Source organism: Citrobacter sp. CK181 (genome assembly GCF_030333595.1).
In the GTDB taxonomy this organism is placed as follows: Bacteria; Pseudomonadota; Gammaproteobacteria; order Enterobacterales; family Enterobacteriaceae; genus Citrobacter_B; species Citrobacter_B koseri.
Map to the genome: position 1 here is coordinate 758,287 of NZ_JAOWFN010000014.1, position 17,916 is coordinate 776,202.

Below are 17,916 nucleotides of genomic sequence, written 5' to 3' on the forward strand. Positions count from 1 at the left end.
GGCATTGCCAGGCGTTGAAAATTTCAGTGATTAGCGACCAGAGATTGGCGGGACGAATACCACGCCCATATCCCACGGCTGCTCAATCCAGGTGTCCTGCGGGATATCAATCACATAATCATCCACCAGCGGGCGGCCAGCCGGTTTAGCGAAGATAGTGACGAAATGAGCTTTAGGGTACATTTCGCGGATAGCAACAGCAGTACCGCCGGTATCGACCAGATCGTCGATCACGATGAAACCTTCACCATCGCCTTCCGCACGTTTCAGCACTTTCAGTTCGCGCTGGTTGTCGTGGTCGTAGCTGGAGATGCAAACGGTATCGACATGGCGAATACCCAACTCACGCGCCAGCAATGCGCCCGGTACCAGACCACCACGGCTGACGGCAATAATGCCTTTCCATTGTTCAGAAGGCATCAGGCGGCTTGCCAGTTTGCGTGCGTGAATCTGCAACATGTCCCAGGTGACGACGTATTTTTCGCTCATGTGAAGTGTCCCAGCCTGTTTATCTACGGCTTAAAAATTGAGGGTGAACCAGGTTGCGCGAGATTATAGAGACCTGACGCGCTAAAAACCAGTGTTTCGCGGAATCCAGCCCTCTTTTTACGTGCTTTATACTACCCGAAGACCAGGAAAGTGGTATTCTCAATCGCATCTCGCAAGCCCGACTTGTGGTGACAATCAATCTGCTAACCCTGTGGCCTGCAAGAAAGTTTTGCAGGACATCGTCAAGGAGACTTATCGTGTCTGAACTGTCTCAATTATCTCCACAACCGCTGTGGGATATTTTTGCAAAAATCTGTTCTATTCCTCATCCGTCCTACCATGAAGAGCAGCTCGCTGAACACATTATGGGCTGGGCCAAAGAGAAAGGTTTCCACGCTGAGCGCGATCGGGTCGGTAATATCCTGATTCGTAAACCTGCCACCGCAGGTATGGAAAACCGCAAACCAGTGGTTTTGCAGGCGCACCTGGATATGGTTCCGCAGAAAAACAACGACACCGTACACGACTTCACCAAAGATCCGATCCAGCCTTATATTGACAGCGAGTGGGTAAAAGCCCGCGGCACCACGCTGGGCGCGGATAACGGCATTGGTATGGCTTCCGCGCTGGCCGTTCTGGCTGACGACAACGTCGCACACGGCCCGCTGGAAGTGCTGCTGACCATGACGGAAGAAGCCGGTATGGACGGCGCATTCGGCCTTCAGCCAGGCTGGCTACAGGCCGATATTCTGATCAATACCGACTCCGAAGAAGAAGGTGAGATCTACATGGGCTGTGCAGGCGGTATCGATTTTACCTCTAACCTGCCGCTGTCCCGTGAAGCCATTCCGGCGGGCTTCCAGAGCTTTAAACTGACGCTGAAAGGCCTGAAAGGCGGCCACTCCGGCGGCGAAATCCACGTCGGTCTCGGCAATGCCAACAAGCTGCTGGTGCGCTTCCTGGCGGATCATGCTGAAGAACTGGGTCTGCGTCTGGTTGATTTCAACGGCGGTACGCTGCGTAACGCTATCCCGCGTGAAGCCTTCGCCACCGTTGCCGTAGCGGCAGATAACGTCGATGCGCTGAAAACGCGGGTGAACACTTATCAGGAGATCCTGAAAAACGAACTGGCAGAGAAAGAGAAGAATCTGGTGGTTCTGCTGGAAGCAGCCGCTAACGACAAAGCGGCGCTGACTGCCCCGTCCCGCGACGGCTTTATCCGTCTGCTGAACGCCACGCCAAACGGCGTGATTCGCAATTCCGACGTAGCGAAAGGCGTGGTTGAGACGTCCCTGAACGTGGGCGTTGTGACCATGACCGACAACAACGTGGAAATCCACTGCCTGATCCGCTCGCTGATCGACAGCGGTAAAGACTACGTGGTGAGCATGCTGGATTCACTGGGTAAACTGGCTGGCGCGAAAACCGAAGCAAAAGGCGGCTATCCGGGCTGGCAGCCAGATGCGAACTCGCCGGTAATGCACCTGGTGCGTGAAACTTACCAGCGTCTGTTCAATAAGACGCCGAACATCCAGATTATTCACGCGGGTCTGGAATGCGGTCTGTTCAAAAAACCGTACCCGGATATGGACATGGTCTCTATCGGGCCAACCATTACCGGCCCGCACTCTCCAGATGAGCAGGTTCATATCGAAAGCGTCGGTCACTACTGGCGGCTTCTGACTGAACTGCTGAAGTCTATTCCGGCGAAGTAAAATTCTGCGCTAAATGCCGGATGGCGCTACGCTTATCCGGCCTACAACTAATCCGGCCTACACGCTGATTTGTAGGCCGGATAAGGCGTTTACGCCGCCATCCGGCAATACATCAAAGTCACAGCCCCAGCAGAAGCTGTCTTTCCAGTTGCGGGTCCAGTAGCGTAACGTGTAACCCTACCAGCCGCACGCCCCGCCCTCCCCGCCGCTCATTCCAGGTTTTACGCGCCGTCGTGATTAAATCGTCCTTGCTTAAACGCGGCCAGACGTGCTCCTGAGTGGTCAGCTGGAAATCGTTAAATTTTAATTTAACCCCCTGACGGGCGATGAGCAGGTCAGGCTTCACTTTTGCCAGCCGCCTTTCCAGCTCTGGATATAACCGCTCAATGATCGCCTCGCATTCCGCCCATTCGTGAATATCCTCCGCCAGCGTACGTTCAACGCCTATCGATTTACGCAGTCTTTCATTGTTCACATCCCGCTCATCAATCCCCTGGCTACGCTCCCATAACACGCGGCCAAACTTACCAAAGCGCTTGAGTAACATCGCCAGATCGTACTTTTGCACGTCTTCACAGGTACGCAGCCCCATCGTTTCCAGCCTGGCCGCAGACACTTTACCCACCCCCGGAATTTTCCCCAGCGGTAAGGTTTTGAGAAACTCAGGAACATCGGCGGGGGTAATCACATATTGCCCATTCGGTTTATTAAGATCAGAAGCAATTTTTGCCAGAAACTTAACCGGAGCAATACCTGCTGATGCGGTGAGCTGGAGTTCGTTAAAAATCGTCTGACGGATTTCCTGAGCGATAAGCGTGGCGGAGCCGTGGCAATAAGTGCTGTCGGTGACGTCCAGATAGGCTTCATCCAGCGAAAGCGGCTCTATACGCGAGGTATAACGAGAGAAGATTTCACGGATATGCTGCGACGCTTCTTTATACGCCTCAAACCGCCCCGGCAATAGCGTGAGGTGCGGGCAAAGCTTAAGCGCCATACCGGTCGGCATCGCGCTGCGCACGCCAAATTTGCGGGCGGGATAATTTGCCGTACTGATAACGCCCCTGCGCTCGCGGCTGCCGCCGATAGCAATGGGAATATCACGCAGGGCCGGGTTATCGCGCATTTCAACCGCCGCGTAAAAACAGTCCATATCAACATGTATGATTTTGCGCATGGCTCACCTCTGCAATACTGTTTAAGTATACAGTATATTTTGTATTGTGAGAAGCGAGTGGAAATTAAGCCGCGGCAGAATGCGCCGGGTTCTGACTGCCTTGACGGCTAAATTTCAGTATAAAGAGAAACTAAATTGTAAACGCATCGCCTGGGGCTTGCGAAAAACTGCCGTGGTGATAATGTGAGCGCACCAAATACGGATTAGTCTGATTTGGGGACTCTGTTTGCCGTTCTGGCGTGTGTAACCGTTTTATCAAGGAATAAGCAGTATGCGTAAAATCGCATTTTTTCTTGCGATGCTTCTGATCCCGTGCGTCTCATTTGCCGGTTTGCTAAGCAGTAGCAGCCCAACCACGCCAGTCAGCAAAGAATATAAGCAACAGTTGATGGGGTCGCCTGTCTATATTCAGATCTTTAAAGAAGAGCGTACGCTCGATCTGTACGTCAAGATGGGTGAGCAATATCAATTGCTCGACAGCTACAAAATTTGCAACTATTCCGGTGGCTTAGGCCCCAAACAGCGCCAGGGTGACTTTAAAAGCCCGGAAGGTTTTTACAGCGTCCAGCGTAATCAGCTCAAACCGGACAGCCGTTTCTATAAGGCCATTAATATCGGTTTTCCGAACGCCTATGACCGCGCACACGGTTATGAAGGTAAGTATCTGATGATCCACGGCGCCTGCGTCTCTGTCGGTTGCTATGCCATGACCGACAGCGGCATTGATGAGATTTTCCAGTTTGTAACCGGCGCCCTGGTATTCGGGCAATCCAGCGTACAGGTGAGCATCTATCCCTTCCGCATGACCGATGCAAATATGCAGCGCCATAAGTATTCGTATTACAAAGATTTCTGGACGCAGCTAAAACCGGGCTACGACTACTTTGAGCAAACCCGTAAGCCACCAACAGTTTCCGTTGTTGATGGCCGTTACGTGGTCAGCAAACCGTTGAGCCATGAAGTGGTTCAGCCACAGCTGGCGTCAAACTATACGCTCCCCGAGACAAAATAATCGCCATTCGCCTGGCATAATCTTTTGCCAGGTTTCATTTCCCGTCAGCGGCTGCGTTGCAATCACGGTAACCACATCATTCGGTGTGGTTTGTGAACTGAAGTCGATTTCCACATCCTGGTCCAACAGCGTGGCAACGCCAAACGGCGCGCGGCGGGTGATCCAGAATAAATTGGTCGAGCAATAGGCCATAACATAGCGCCCGTCTGACAGCAGCATGTTGAAGACACCTTTCTTACGGAGTTCTTCTGCCAGCGTCGCAATATATTTAAATACCGCCATCATATTGCCCGGCGTGCGCGGATAACGCTGCGTCAGCTTATGCAGCAGCCAGCAGAACGCTTTTTCGCTGTCCGTCTCACCAACCGGGCGAAAATTACCGGTTTCAAGCGATTTGTAGCCGTTGAGCTGCCCGTTATGCGCATACGTCCAGTTACGCCCCCAAAGCTCACGGGTAAACGGATGCGTATTTTCCAGCGCCACCTCCCCACGATTCGCCTGGCGAATATGGGCGACGACGGAACAGGATTTGATGGGATAGTCTTGCACCAGTCTGGCGATGGGCGAATTAAAACTGGGTTGCGGATCTTTAAATGTGCGACACCCTTTCCCTTCATAAAACGTAATACCCCAGCCGTCTTTGTGCGGCCCGGTTCCTCCACCACGCTGAACCAGCCCGGTGAAACTAAAGCAAATATCGGTTGGCACATTGGCGCTCATCCCGAGCAGTTCGCACATACATCACCTACCTTAAAACGCTGAACCGCCTGATGGCGCTGCGCTTATCAGGCCTGGACAAATCAAATGTAGGCCGGATAAGACGCTTTAACGTCGTCATCCGGCAAAAACACAGTAAAGAATTATCCGCTTACTTAACCATCTCTTTTTCGATCAATTGGATCAGGATATGAATCACTTTGATATGGATTTCCTGAATACGATCAGCATAACCGAAATGCGGCACGCGAATTTCAATATCCGCCGTCCCTGCCATTTTACCGCCGTCTTTCCCGGTCAGGGTGATGACTTTCATTCCCTTCTCGCGTGCTGCGGCAATCGCTTTAATCACGTTACCAGAGTTACCCGAAGTTGAGATCCCTAACAGCACATCCCCTTCACGGCCAACCGCTTCAACGTAGCGAGAGAAAACATAGTCGTAACCAAAATCATTACTGACACAGGAGATATGGCTGACGTCAGAAATAGCGATCGCCGGGTAGCCTGGACGGTTTTCACGGTAGCGACCGGTCAGCTCTTCGGCAAAATGCATCGCGTCGCAATGAGAGCCGCCGTTACCGCAGGAAAGTACCTTGCCACCCGCTTTAAAACTGTCTGCCAGCAGGACCGCCGCGCGCTGAATAGCGTGAATATTGGCTTCATCTTTTAAAAAATTGGCCAGCGTTTCCGCCGCTTCGTTCAGTTCGTTACGAATAAGATCCTGGTACATGAGGATATCCTTCAGCATGAATGTAATTGACAGATGCAGTGTACCGGATAGCGCAGAAAGCGAGAAGCACAAGCCACAGGAATGCCGCTGGCTTTTGATTTTTTGTGCCGGTGAAAACGGCAACAATGTGAGCTTCGTTGTAATTATTTTGTAAACACATTGCTAAAAGAAATGACATCCACTACAACCATATCATCACAAGTGGTCAGACCTCCTACAAGCAAGGGAGCTTTTCGTTATGATGATTTTGAGTATTCTCGCAACGGTTGTTCTGCTCGGCGCGCTGTTTTATCACCGCGTGAGCTTATTCCTCAGCAGCCTGATTTTACTCGCATGGACAGCCGCGCTGGGCGTTGCTGGCCTGTGGTCTATCTGGGTGCTGGTTCCTCTGGCCATTATCCTCGTACCGTTTAACGTTACGCCGATGCGTAAGTCGATGATCTCTGCGCCAGCGTTTCGTAGCTTCCGTAAAGTGATGCCGCCGATGTCACGCACGGAGAAAGAGGCCATTGATGCCGGTACAACATGGTGGGAAGGCGATCTCTTCCAGGGCAAACCTGACTGGAAAAAATTGCACAACTATCCGCAACCGCATCTGACCGCTGAAGAACAGGCGTTCCTGGATGGCCCGGTAGAAGAAGCCTGCCGTATGGCGAATGATTTCCAGATCACGCACGAATTAGCCGATCTGCCGCCGGAGTTGTGGGACTACCTGAAAGAGCATCGCTTCTTCGCGATGATCATCAAGAAAGAGTACGGCGGCCTGGAGTTTTCGGCGTATGCGCAGTCTCGCGTGCTGCAAAAACTCTCCGGCGTTTCCGGGATTCTGGCGATTACCGTGGGCGTACCTAACTCATTAGGCCCAGGTGAACTGCTGCAACACTACGGTACTGAAGAGCAGAAAAACCATTACCTGCCGCGTCTGGCGCGTGGTCAGGAGATCCCTTGCTTCGCGCTGACCAGCCCGGAAGCGGGCTCCGATGCGGGAGCAATTCCTGATACCGGCGTCGTCTGCATGGGCGAATGGCAAGGCCAGCAGGTGCTGGGTATGCGCCTGACCTGGAACAAACGTTACATTACGCTGGCCCCTATCGCGACCGTGCTGGGCCTGGCCTTTAAACTCTCTGACCCGGAAAAGCTGCTGGGTGGTGAAGAAGAATTGGGTATCACCTGTGCGCTGATCCCGACCTCAACGCCTGGCGTCGAAATTGGTCGCCGTCACTTCCCGCTGAACGTACCGTTCCAGAACGGGCCTACGCACGGCAAAGATATCTTTGTGCCGATCGACTACATCATTGGCGGGCCGAAGATGGCAGGCCAGGGCTGGCGTATGCTGGTGGAATGCCTGTCGGTAGGCCGTGGTATCACGCTGCCGTCCAACTCGACCGGCGGGGTTAAATCTGTCGCGCTGGCAACCGGGGCATATGCCCATATTCGTCGCCAGTTCAAAATCTCTATCGGCAAGATGGAAGGTATTGAAGAGGCGCTGGCGCGCATTGCCGGTAACGCCTACGTAATGGACGCCGCAGCGTCGCTGATTACCTACGGCATTATGCTGGGTGAAAAACCGGCGGTGCTGTCAGCTATCGTCAAGTACCACTGTACCCATCGCGGCCAGCAGTCCATCATCGACGCAATGGACATTACCGGTGGTAAAGGCATTATGCTCGGCGAAAGCAACTTCCTGGCGCGTTCTTACCAGGGGGCGCCTATCGCCATCACCGTTGAAGGTGCGAATATCCTGACCCGCAGCATGATGATCTTCGGTCAGGGGGCGATTCGCTGTCATCCGTATGTTCTGGAAGAGATGGCCGCCGCGCAAAGCAACGATGTGAATGCGTTCGACAATCTGCTGTTTAAACATATCGGCCATGTCGGTAGCAACAAAGTACGCAGCTTCTGGCTCGGTCTGACCCGCGGCCTGACCAGCTACACCCCAACCAGCGACGCAACGAAACGTTATTACCAGCACCTTAACCGACTGAGCGCCAACCTGGCCCTGCTGTCTGATGTCTCAATGGCGGTGTTGGGCGGTAGCCTGAAACGTCGTGAACGTATCTCCGCACGCCTGGGCGATATTTTAAGCCAGCTGTATCTGGCCTCCGCCGTGCTGAAACGCTATGACGATGAAGGCCGTAACGAAGCCGATCTGCCGCTGGTGCACTGGGGCGTACAGGATGCGTTGTATCAGGCGGAGCAAGCGATGGATGAACTGCTGCAAAACTTCCCGAACCGTTTTGTTGCGGGTCTGCTGAACGTGGTGATCTTCCCAACCGGTCGTCACTACCTTGCCCCTTCCGACAAGCTGGATCATAAGGTCGCGCAGATTCTACAAGTACCGAGCTCAACCCGTTCACGTATCGGTCGCGGTCAATACCTGACGCCGAGCGAGCATAACCCGGTCGGCTTGCTGGAAGAAGCGCTGCTGGACGTAATAGCGGCAGATCCTATCCACCAGCGGATCTGCAAAGAGCTGGGTAAAAATCTGCCGTTTACCCGTCTGGATGAACTGGCGCATAACGCGCTGGCAAAAGGGCTGATTGATAACGATGAAGCCGCCATTCTGGTGAAAGCGGAAGAAAGCCGTCTGCGCAGCATTAACGTTGATGATTTTGATGCCGACGCGCTGGCGACTCAGCCGGTAAAGTTGCCAGAGAAGCAAGTGCGTAAAGTCGAAGCCGCTTAATCCTCACCTCCCCTGAAAGCCCCGCTTCTGCGGGGCTTTTTATTGCCACATTTTCGTTGATGCTCATGCTACAGTGTAAAAATGCAGTTCAACGAGGAGCCCCGATCGTGCCTGGTTTGAAAATTACCCTGTTGCAACAACCGCTGGTCTGGATGGACGGTCCGGCCAATTTACGTCATTTTGACAGACTGCTGGAAACCATCACCGGACGTGACGTCATTGTTTTACCTGAAATGTTTACCACCGGTTTTACGATGGAAGCCGCACTTCAGTCACTCCCGCAAGAAGATGCGATCGACTGGATGCTGGCCAAAGCACAACAGACTGATGCCCTGATTGCGGGCAGCGCTGCGTTGCAAACCGAACGTGGCCCGGTAAACCGTTTTTTACTGGTTGAACCTGACGGCAACGTTCATTGCTATGATAAACGCCATCTGTTCCGCATGGCGGATGAACATCATCATTACCAGGCGGGCGATAAACGTGTTGTCGTTGAATGGCGCGGCTGGCGTATTCTGCCGTTAGTGTGTTATGACCTGCGTTTTCCGGTATGGTCCCGCAATCTTAATGATTATGACCTGGCGCTGTATGTGGCGAACTGGCCTGCTCCACGTTCGCTACACTGGCAGGCGCTGCTCACCGCACGCGCGATTGAAAACCAGGCCTATGTAGCAGGCTGCAACCGTGTTGGCACTGACGGCAACGGGCACCATTACCGTGGGGACAGTCGGGTGATTAACCCGCAAGGAGAGATTATCGCCACCGCCGAGCCACATCAGGCGACACGTATTGATGCAGACCTGTCGCTCACGGCGTTACGGGAATACCGCGAGAAATTTCCGGCATGGCAGGACGCCGACCCGTTCACGTTACGCTGATGATTGTTCATCCTTCTCTGCAACGATTCTGGCATTTCTACAGAGAAGGATAATTTTTGTTGAAGGCTAAAACGGCGAAAGCCTGAATCATTTCTGATTCAGGCTTTCTGAATAGTGGCGGAACGGACGGGACTCGAACCCGCGACCCCCTGCGTGACAGGCAGGTATTCTAACCAACTGAACTACCGCTCCACGTTGTGTTCCTCTTGGGAACGAAGCGCATATTACGGATTGCCTTGCACCTCGTCAACGGTTTTTCTCACGTTTTGAATCGTTTGCTGTAAAAATCACCCGGACGGCTATTTTTACGTCGTAAAACCCCGAATTACGCCCGCCAGAGGCAACTTCCGCCTTTCTTCTGCACCAGGTCGAGACGCGACTCATGCGCCATCAGCTCTTCATCAGTCGCTAAAACAACGCGTAACTTGCTGGCCTGGCGGACAATACGCTGGATTGTCGCTTCACCCTGCTGCTGCTGTGTTTCCCCTTCCATTGAGAAGGCCATCGACGTTTGCCCGCCGGTCATCGCCAGATAGACATCGGCCAGAATCTGGGCATCGAGCAATGCGCCGTGCAGCGTACGTTTGCTGTTATCTATCTCATAGCGTGAACAAAGCGCATCAAGGCTGTTACGCTTGCCGGGGAACATCCTCCTCGCCAGCGCCAGGCTATCGGTGATTTTGCAGAACTCGCTTGTTTTCGGAATACCACGACTGAGTTTGGCGAACTCATAATCCATAAAGCCGATATCAAACGATGCGTTATGGATCACCAGTTCCGCGCCACGGATATACTCCAGGAAGTCGTCAACCACATCGGCAAAAACGGGTTTATCGAGCAGAAATTCATCTGCAATACCGTGTACGCCGAACGCTTCCGGGTCCACCAGTCGGTCCGGTTTTAGATAGACGTGGAAGTTATTGCCGGTAAGGCGGCGGTTCACGACCTCGACTGCACCGATCTCAATGATCTTATGGCCTTCGTAGTGGGCGCCGATCTGGTTCATACCGGTGGTTTCGGTATCGAGGACGATCTGTCGTGTAATTGCAGTGCTCATAGCGGTCATTTATGTCAGACTTGTCGTTTTACGATCGATTTCAATTACAGGAAGTCTACCAGAGATGCTTAAACAGGTAGAAATTTTCACCGATGGTTCTTGCTTGGGAAATCCAGGTCCAGGTGGTTATGGCGCTATTTTACGCTATCGCGGCCATGAAAAAACCTTTAGCGAAGGATATAGCCTCACAACTAACAATCGCATGGAGCTTATGGCGGCCATCGTCGCGCTGGAAGCGTTAAAAGAACATTGTGAAGTCACATTAAGCACGGACAGCCAGTATGTCCGTCAGGGAATTACGCAATGGATCCACAACTGGAAAAAGCGCGGCTGGAAAACAGCAGAGAAAAAGCCGGTAAAGAATGTCGATCTCTGGAAGCGCCTTGATACCGCGCTGGGCCAACATCAAATCAAATGGGAATGGGTAAAAGGCCATGCCGGCCATCCTGAAAACGAACGTTGCGATGAGCTGGCGCGTGCGGCAGCGATGAACCCTACGCAGGAAGACGTTGGCTATCAGGCAGAGGCTTAAGCGTCTGGCTTACGGTATTGCCGGGTCGCGCCCACGGCCTGGCGAATCCGCGCTTTGCTTTTATTTTGTTTCATCGGGTTAAGCGTAAGCGGGATGGTTCGCTTACGCGCCACAATCAGTTGCAGGCAGCCCAGCGCCGGAATATGCGTGCTCAGCAGCTTTCCCCCTTGCTTTGACCAGGGTAAAACATGAAAACGGCTGTAGTGCAGCACTTCAAAATTCAATAACGAGAGCCAGTCCAGTTGGCGCATCAGCGTAAACATCCGGCTGTTATAAGGTGAAGATTTACGCAAGACGGGCACCAGCTTACGTAGGCCCATCAGGCTAATCGGGTTAAAACCACTCAAAACCAGCCAGCCATCATCAATTAACACCCGGTCGGCTTCACGCAGTAACCGATGTGGGTCGACGCACCACGGTAGCGTATGCGCCAACAGACAAACATCAACAGACTTATCGGCAAAGGGAAGATGTAAGGGATCGGCCTGAACCTGGACGGGCGCGCCTTGCAGGGAAATATTGACTTGATGAGAAACGGCGCACGCTTCAGAGTTGATTTCTGCGCTTAAATTACCAATTTTAAGCAAATGAAAACCATACATTTTGGCGAACCACGGGTTAAGCTGATGCTCCAGCGCCTCACGATAGTATTCACCCCAGGGCAAATCGCCCCAGCGATGGGGAGCTATGACTGTTTGAGGGATCCTTGCCGGTTTCATCACAACCTTCCGCTACGCACTAAGAGGTAATTTATGAATCTTAACAGTATTCCCGCATTTCAGGACAATTACATCTGGGTTCTGAGTAATAATGAAGGACGTTGTCTGATCGTTGATCCTGGCGAAGCGGCTCCCGTGCTAAACGCCATCAAAGAGAAGAACTGGCAGCCGGAAGCGATTTTCCTCACTCACCATCACCACGACCATGTTGGCGGCGTGAAAGAACTTCTTCAACATTTTCCGCACGTAGTGGTTTACGGACCGGCAGAAACACAAGATAAGGGAACCACGCGCGTAGTCAAAGATGGCGATAGCGCCCTCGTTTTAGGGCATGAATTTAGTATATTTGCCACACCGGGTCACACTTTAGGACATATCTGTTACTTTAGCCACCCTTACCTTTTCTGCGGCGACACCCTTTTCTCTGGAGGTTGTGGACGCCTGTTTGAAGGTACAGCCTCACAGATGTATCAATCACTTAAAAAAATCAGCGCCCTTCCTGACGATACGCTGATTTGTTGCGCACATGAGTATACTTTAGCAAACATGAAGTTTGCATTGAGCATCCTACCGCACGATTCGTTCATAAATGAATATTATCGTAAAGTTAATGAGTTACGCGCAAAAAACCAAATTACACTCCCCGTAATTCTGAAAAATGAGCGGAAAAATAATATTTTTTTGAGAACGAAAGATCCTGATTTAATTAATGAAATAAACAAAGAAACAAAGTTGCAACAACCTGAAGAGCGTTTTGCCTGGTTAAGGTCAAAGAAAGACAGCTTCTGACAATTCCTACTTGTCATTGGCGAACTTCGCCGTTATGATCGGTCGTCTTTTAAGCAACTATTGACACACACATGAAGGCAAAAGCGATATTACTCGCCTCTGTCCTGCTTGTGGGGTGCCAGTCGTCTCAGAACACTGGCAACGTCCAACAGCACGCACAGAGCCTTTCTGCAGCTGGTCAAGGGGAAGCAGGAAAGTTTACGAGTCAGGCACGATGGATGGACGATGGGACGTCTCTCGCGCCGGATCAAGACTTGTGGGCTTTCATTGGCGACGAGCTAAAGATGGGAATTCCGGAGAACAACCGGATACGCGAACAGAAACAGAAGTATTTACGCAATAAGAGCTATCTCCACGATGTAACTTTACGGGCAGAGCCGTATATGTACTGGATAGCCGGGCAGGTTAAGAAACGTAACATGCCGATGGAACTGGTACTACTACCCATAGTGGAGAGCGCTTTTGACCCACACGCAACGTCTGGCGCCAATGCCGCAGGCATCTGGCAGATCATTCCGAGCACAGGGCGCAATTATGGTTTGAAACAGACCCGCAATTATGATGCGCGTCGTGACGTTGTGGCTTCCACAACGGCCGCGTTAGACATGATGCAGCGTCTGAATAAGATGTTTGATGGCGACTGGCTGTTGACCGTTGCAGCTTATAATAGCGGCGAAGGTCGCGTGATGAAGGCAATCAAAGCGAATAAGGCGCGTGGCAAAGCCACCGACTTCTGGTCGCTTTCGTTACCTCAGGAAACGAAGCTGTACGTGCCAAAAATGCTGGCATTGAGTGATATTCTCAAAAACAGCAAACGCTATGGCGTGCGTCTGCCAACCACAGACGAAAGCCGTGCGCTGGCGCGTGTTCGTTTGAGCAGCCCGGTTGAGATGGCGCAGGTTGCAGATATGGCGGGCATGTCCGTCACCAAGCTGAAGGCGTTTAATGCTGGCGTGAAAGGCTCTACGCTAGGCGTTAGCGGCCCACAGTACGTGATGGTGCCAAAGAAGCATGCAGAACAACTGCGTGAGTCTCTGGCTTCAGGCGAAATTGCTGCCGTACAGTCTACGCTGGTCGCAGACAATACGCCGCTGAACAGCCGTAGCTATAAAGTTCGCTCTGGCGATACGCTTTCCGGCATCGCGGCACGCCTTGGCGTGAGCACGAAAGATTTGCAGCAGTGGAATAGTCTGCGCGGATCTAACCTGAAAGTGGGCCAAAGTCTGACGATTGGCGCAGGCAGTAGCGCACAGCGTCTGGCCAACAACAGCGATAGCATTACCTATCGTGTGCGGAAAGGTGATTCGCTTTCGAGTATCGCCAAACGTCACGGGGTGAACATCAAAGATGTGATGCGCTGGAACAGCGATACAGCAAATCTGCAACCAGGCGATCAGCTAACGTTGTTTGTGAAGAACAGCAGCACACCTGACTCCTGATAGCATGACTCAGAAAAGGCACTGGTTTCCCCCCAGTGCCTTTTTTATTTATGCCGCTTTATGCGCCTCAACCATAATCGTATCGCTGGTAAACGAACCGTCCTCCTGCAAAGCGAAATACGCTTTTACCTCCGCGGATGCGCTCTTCTGATACAAACGAATAGCCTCAACCAGCGCCGCAGGCGTACGCATTCTCGCTACCCATGAACTGAACTCCAGCGGTAAGCGGTCCGTTAACAACGTATCGACAATCAGATTCGCATCATTCACCAGAGACAGCCACTCACCGCTGGAGTAGTTACGTACATGAGAAGTGTCGCGTAACGCTTCTACAGTCTGTAACCAGATATCGCGCACCGGATGCCCAGGCGACATCACATCCATCATAATCAACACGCCACCCGCTTTCAGAACCCGGTTGACTTCACGCAGTGCCAGCCCAACATCATGCCAGTGATGTGCAGAATAGCGGCTAATCACAACATCAAAAGCGTGATCCTCAAACGGCAGATTTTCAGCATACCCCTGTCGGGTCGCGATATTTTCTAAACCTTTCTCTTTCGCCGCCTGTACGACGACCTCAAGCATCTGCGAAGACAAATCGTAAGCCACCACCTGCTTTACGTTCTGCGCAGCAATAAAACTGGCGTGCCCGGCGCCACATCCCATATCCAGTACGCTGGCATGCGGAAAAGAGGACAGCCGTTCCGCCAGTCGCTGTAAGTCACGACCAGAAGCATGAACGGTGCTGGTTAAATAGGCATTTGCCTGAGAGCCAAACTGCTTTTCGACGTTGTCATGGTGGGAGTGTGTTGTCATCGTGTTGTCCTTTGGTTGTTTGCAAAATAAAGGGCAGCACCACTTCAGGCCTGCCCCACGGCAGACCTGACACACCTTATTGCTCAGGTTTGCCGGGACTGAATTCAACGAGTAGCGGGTTATGATCGGACGCGCGCGTGACCAGTACGGAAGCCTCGCTAACGTTCAAACCTCGATAAAACACAAAATCAAGAGGACGGCCAAACGCCCGTCGGCGCTGATCGTCAGTAAAACGTACCTGGCGCAGGGACATCTCGCGCGCAAAGCGATACAGCGCATTCATTCGTGGTCGGCTCCAGGCATTGAAATCACCAGCCATAATCACCGGGCCGCTGTGATGCGCAATTTGATCGCCAATAGGAAGTAACTGCTTACTATACACATCCACCCCAAGACTGAAGTTAACGGCGTGAATGTTTACCACCATCAACAATCGCGTATCAGGCAAAGGATAAACGGTCACCAGCGCTGACTTCGCCAAACGTAAGATGGGCTCACGTTCGCGCAGCGGGCAGCAGTAGACGGGATGAGCAGCAGAAAGCGTCATAACGCCCGAAGGATGCTGAGGTAACACAAAAGCGGGAACCTGATCGGCTGCAAGATAGTTAGCGGTCGCAAACTGCACCAGTTCAGGCGTGGTTTGCGCTTCCTGTAATAAAACCAGGTGCGCATCTTTGCCAAAGTTTTTCAGCACCGATAACCATTCGGCCCGCTGCTGTTTAAAGATATTCCACACCAGAATCCGAATGCGGTCTTCACTGCTTAACGGCACTCCGGCGGGTAATGCCTGGCCAATACTCGCAAACGACCCAGGCGGTAAAATCCGCTCGGCGGGTTGTCCGGCAATATAGCGCATGGCATAAGTATTTTTTCGCACGTTTGACTTTAAAACCTCTGTAACGTCAACCAGCCCGGGCACGGACTGGTTATTCTGTTATAGGGATTTTAGCTCACACTTTCAACGAGCAGTTACATATTGTTTTGTAAGCAAGCGCTTACCTCCGTAAATTTAACCAGGAACAGCGCGAACTGGCCTATCCAATCGATCACAGGTTAACGCCGTCAGAACAGGCTCTCCGGCCACCACACCTCACGCGCAGATTGAAACCAACAGCCCAGGATGTTTTAATGAAAAAATAGCCAAAATATCAATGTAATTTTGCTTCAGGTGCAAAAATGAAAGCTACATCAGAAGAACTCGTGATATTTGTTGCCGTAGTCGAAAGCGGTAGCTTTAGCCGCGCTGCGGAGCAACTTGGACAGGCGAATTCTGCGGTCAGCCGGGCAGTCAAAAAGCTGGAAATGAAACTGGGCGTGAGTCTGCTTAATCGCACAACACGCCAGTTGAGTCTGACGGAAGAAGGCGAACGTTACTTTCGTCGCGTGCAGTCAATACTACAAGACATGGCCGCCGCTGAAACGGAGGTGATGGAAACGCGAAGCACTCCACGCGGCCTGTTGCGTATCGACGCCGCCACGCCGGTGATACTGCACTTTCTGATGCCGCTGGTTAAGCCTTTTCGCGAGCGTTATCCAGAAATGACGCTATCACTGGTTTCCTCAGAAACATTCATCAATCTGATTGAACGAAAGGTCGATGTCGCCATACGTGCCGGGACGCTGACCGATTCAAGCCTGCGTGCCCGCCCGCTCTTTACCAGTTATCGAAAGATTATCGCGTCGCCGGATTATATTGCCCGCTTTGGCAAACCCGAAACCATTGAAGAGTTAAAACAGCATCTATGTCTCGGATTCACTGAACCGGCTTCGCTCAATACATGGCCTGTAGCATGTAGCGACGGGCAACTCCATGAAATCAGCAGCGGTCTGTCGTCAAATAGCGGTGAGACGCTCAAGCAGCTTTGTCTGAGTGGTAACGGGATCGCCTGCCTGTCTGACTATATGATTGATAAAGAAATCGCGCGGGGAGAGCTTGTGGAGCTGATGGCCGATAAGCGCCTACCGGTAGAGATGCCTTTCAGTGCCGTTTATTACAGCGATCGTGCGGTCAGTACCCGCATTCGGGCATTTATCGATTTTCTCAGCGATCATGTAAAAACAGCCCCCGAAGGAGCTGTAAAAGAGGGTTAAGGATACAGAGAGAGTGTTAGCCGATCAGTCCCACTCTGGCGCCAGACCTTCCGGGCTGACAAGGCGATCGTTGCAGTCCAGTGCGGCAATCGCCTTTTTATCTTCGGCATCCAGATGCAGATCGAGCGCCAGCAGGTTGCTTGCCAGGTTTTCACGTTTAGTGGAAGAAGGAATTACGGAGTAGCCTTCTCCCATTGCCCATGCAAGGATCACCTGCGCCGAAGTCGCATTGTGCTTAGCGGCAATACGGGCAATCACTTCATCTTTCAGTGCCTTACCATAAGCCAACGTCATGTAAGAGGTGATGTGAATTCCATGCTGTTTTGCCCAATCCACGACCTTGCGGTTTTGCAGATACGGAGACAGTTCAATCTGGTTAGTCGCAATGTTTTCTGCGCCGACAGCGGCAATGGCTTTTTCCATCAACGGGATAGTAAAGTTAGAAATACCGATTTCGCGCGTCAGTCCCTGCTCTTTTGCTTCCAGCAGCGCCTGCATGAACTCTTCGACAGATACCGCATCGTTTGGTGACGGCCAGTGGATCAATGCCAGATCCACATAATCAGTGCGCAGTTTTTCCAGACTTTCTTTCAGACTCAGGATCAGCTTCTCTTTGCTGAGATTTTCAGTCCAAATCTTGGTGGTGATGTACAGCTCGCCACGCGGGATGCCACTTTCGGCAATCGCCTGACCAACAGCCGCTTCATTATCATAGATTTGTGCGGTATCAATTGCACGATAGCCCAGTTCCAGCGCTGTTTTGACCGATGCGATAACAACATCGTTTTTCAAGCGAAAAGTACCTAAACCAAATGCAGGGATTGTCATTGAGTTCCTCATTAATTGTTGTGTCGTTAACTGAGGAGGGATTATCGCGGTTGTTTTTATGCGGAAAAAGATCGTAGAACGCAGAGGATTTTTGCGAAATAAGCAATAATGGAACAGCAGACAAGAAAAAAGCCCTGAGCGTTAGCTCAGGGCTCTTAATAAGTGGCGGAACGGACGGGACTCGAACCCGCGACCCCCTGCGTGACAGGCAGGTATTCTAACCAACTGAACTACCGCTCCA

Annotated in this window: 17 protein-coding genes, 2 tRNA genes and 1 pseudogene; 9 read left to right on the forward strand and 11 right to left on the reverse strand. The window is 52.0% G+C overall.

What is annotated here, in order from left to right; all coding sequences use genetic code 11:
• Positions 1–30 precede the first annotated feature (30 nt).
• Complete coding sequence (gene gpt, locus OGW17_RS17145; protein WP_006685917.1) at positions 31–489, reverse strand: xanthine phosphoribosyltransferase; 459 nt, start codon at positions 487–489, stop codon at positions 31–33.
• 257 nt (positions 490–746) lie between these two features.
• On the opposite strand from gpt, the gene pepD reads away from it, so the two are divergent.
• Together pepD and OGW17_RS21670 are read left to right on the forward strand one after the other, a co-directional pair.
• A complete protein-coding gene (gene pepD, locus OGW17_RS17150) occupies positions 747–2,204 on the forward strand; it encodes a cytosol nonspecific dipeptidase (protein WP_114647533.1) in 1,458 nt (485 codons plus the stop codon).
• A 13-nt stretch (positions 2,205–2,217) separates the two neighbouring features.
• Positions 2,218–2,367: pseudogene (locus OGW17_RS21670) on the forward strand (hypothetical protein); the annotation flags it as partial.
• On the opposite strand, the gene dinB reads toward OGW17_RS21670, so the two are convergent.
• The gene (dinB, locus tag OGW17_RS17155; protein ID WP_012133777.1) at positions 2,323–3,378 is read right to left on the reverse strand and encodes a DNA polymerase IV; all 1,056 of its coding nucleotides are present in this window, start codon (positions 3,376–3,378) and stop codon (positions 2,323–2,325) included. The pseudogene OGW17_RS21670 and the gene dinB sit on opposite strands and share 45 nt — an antisense overlap.
• 271 nt (positions 3,379–3,649) lie before the next feature.
• Here dinB and dpaA point away from each other — a divergent pair, with 271 nt between their 5' ends.
• A complete protein-coding gene (dpaA, locus tag OGW17_RS17160) occupies positions 3,650–4,390 on the forward strand; it encodes a peptidoglycan meso-diaminopimelic acid protein amidase (protein WP_012133778.1) in 741 nt (246 codons plus the stop codon).
• On the opposite strand, the gene OGW17_RS17165 is transcribed toward dpaA, so the two are convergent.
• Together OGW17_RS17165 and lpcA are read right to left on the reverse strand one after the other, a co-directional pair.
• On the reverse strand, positions 4,361–5,128 hold the full coding sequence (locus OGW17_RS17165) for a class II glutamine amidotransferase (protein WP_012133779.1): 768 nt from the start codon (positions 5,126–5,128) through the stop codon (positions 4,361–4,363). The genes dpaA and OGW17_RS17165 overlap by 30 nt on opposite strands.
• Positions 5,129–5,258: 130 nt before the next feature.
• Positions 5,259–5,837, reverse strand: a complete 579-nt coding sequence (lpcA, locus tag OGW17_RS17170; protein ID WP_024130646.1) for a D-sedoheptulose 7-phosphate isomerase — start codon at positions 5,835–5,837, stop codon at positions 5,259–5,261.
• Between the two features lie 238 nt (positions 5,838–6,075).
• Here lpcA and fadE point away from each other — a divergent pair, with 238 nt between their 5' ends.
• The gene (gene fadE / locus OGW17_RS17175) at positions 6,076–8,523 is read left to right on the forward strand and encodes an acyl-CoA dehydrogenase FadE (protein WP_071260088.1); all 2,448 of its coding nucleotides are present in this window, start codon (positions 6,076–6,078) and stop codon (positions 8,521–8,523) included.
• A 107-nt stretch (positions 8,524–8,630) separates the two neighbouring features.
• Positions 8,631–9,401, forward strand: coding sequence for an amidohydrolase (locus OGW17_RS17180; RefSeq protein ID WP_071260091.1), 771 nt, complete (start codon positions 8,631–8,633; stop codon positions 9,399–9,401).
• A gap of 115 nt (positions 9,402–9,516) precedes the next feature.
• Here the strand turns inward: OGW17_RS17180 and OGW17_RS17185 are convergent.
• Together OGW17_RS17185 and dnaQ are read right to left on the reverse strand one after the other, a co-directional pair.
• Positions 9,517–9,593, reverse strand: a tRNA-Asp gene (locus OGW17_RS17185).
• 133 nt (positions 9,594–9,726) lie between these two features.
• The gene (gene dnaQ, locus OGW17_RS17190) at positions 9,727–10,458 is read right to left on the reverse strand and encodes a DNA polymerase III subunit epsilon (protein WP_024130648.1); all 732 of its coding nucleotides are present in this window, start codon (positions 10,456–10,458) and stop codon (positions 9,727–9,729) included.
• A gap of 64 nt (positions 10,459–10,522) precedes the next feature.
• On the opposite strand from dnaQ, the gene rnhA reads away from it, so the two are divergent.
• A complete protein-coding gene (gene rnhA / locus OGW17_RS17195; RefSeq protein WP_071260094.1) occupies positions 10,523–10,990 on the forward strand; it encodes a ribonuclease HI in 468 nt (155 codons plus the stop codon).
• Here rnhA and OGW17_RS17200 read toward each other — a convergent pair.
• Positions 10,987–11,709 (reverse strand): class I SAM-dependent methyltransferase, encoded by a 723-nt coding sequence (locus tag OGW17_RS17200; protein WP_012133785.1) that lies wholly within the window; start codon positions 11,707–11,709, stop codon positions 10,987–10,989. The two genes, rnhA and OGW17_RS17200, sit on opposite strands and share 4 nt — an antisense overlap.
• 33 nt (positions 11,710–11,742) lie before the next feature.
• Between OGW17_RS17200 and gloB the strand changes: the two genes are divergently transcribed.
• Positions 11,743–12,498 (forward strand): hydroxyacylglutathione hydrolase, encoded by a 756-nt coding sequence (gene gloB / locus OGW17_RS17205; protein WP_071260096.1) that lies wholly within the window; start codon positions 11,743–11,745, stop codon positions 12,496–12,498.
• Positions 12,499–12,569: 71 nt separating this feature from the next.
• Positions 12,570–13,937: a murein transglycosylase D gene (gene mltD / locus OGW17_RS17210; protein ID WP_047458772.1), complete on the forward strand. Its 1,368-nt coding sequence runs from the start codon at positions 12,570–12,572 to the stop codon at positions 13,935–13,937.
• A 48-nt stretch (positions 13,938–13,985) separates the two neighbouring features.
• Here mltD and OGW17_RS17215 read toward each other — a convergent pair whose 3' ends face one another.
• Positions 13,986–14,756: a class I SAM-dependent methyltransferase gene (locus tag OGW17_RS17215; RefSeq protein ID WP_071260099.1), complete on the reverse strand. Its 771-nt coding sequence runs from the start codon at positions 14,754–14,756 to the stop codon at positions 13,986–13,988.
• Positions 14,757–14,832: 76 nt separating this feature from the next.
• On the reverse strand, positions 14,833–15,633 hold the full coding sequence (locus OGW17_RS17220; RefSeq protein WP_024130650.1) for an endonuclease/exonuclease/phosphatase family protein: 801 nt from the start codon (positions 15,631–15,633) through the stop codon (positions 14,833–14,835).
• Between the two features lie 299 nt (positions 15,634–15,932).
• On the opposite strand from OGW17_RS17220, the gene yafC reads away from it, so the two are divergent.
• Positions 15,933–16,847: a DNA-binding transcriptional regulator YafC gene (yafC, locus tag OGW17_RS17225; protein WP_012133790.1), complete on the forward strand. Its 915-nt coding sequence runs from the start codon at positions 15,933–15,935 to the stop codon at positions 16,845–16,847.
• Between the two features lie 24 nt (positions 16,848–16,871).
• On the opposite strand, the gene dkgB is transcribed toward yafC, so the two are convergent.
• Positions 16,872–17,675, reverse strand: a complete 804-nt coding sequence (gene dkgB / locus OGW17_RS17230; protein ID WP_071260102.1) for a 2,5-didehydrogluconate reductase DkgB — start codon at positions 17,673–17,675, stop codon at positions 16,872–16,874.
• Between the two features lie 163 nt (positions 17,676–17,838).
• Positions 17,839–17,915 (reverse strand) — tRNA-Asp (locus OGW17_RS17235).
• Position 17,916 lies beyond the last annotated feature (1 nt).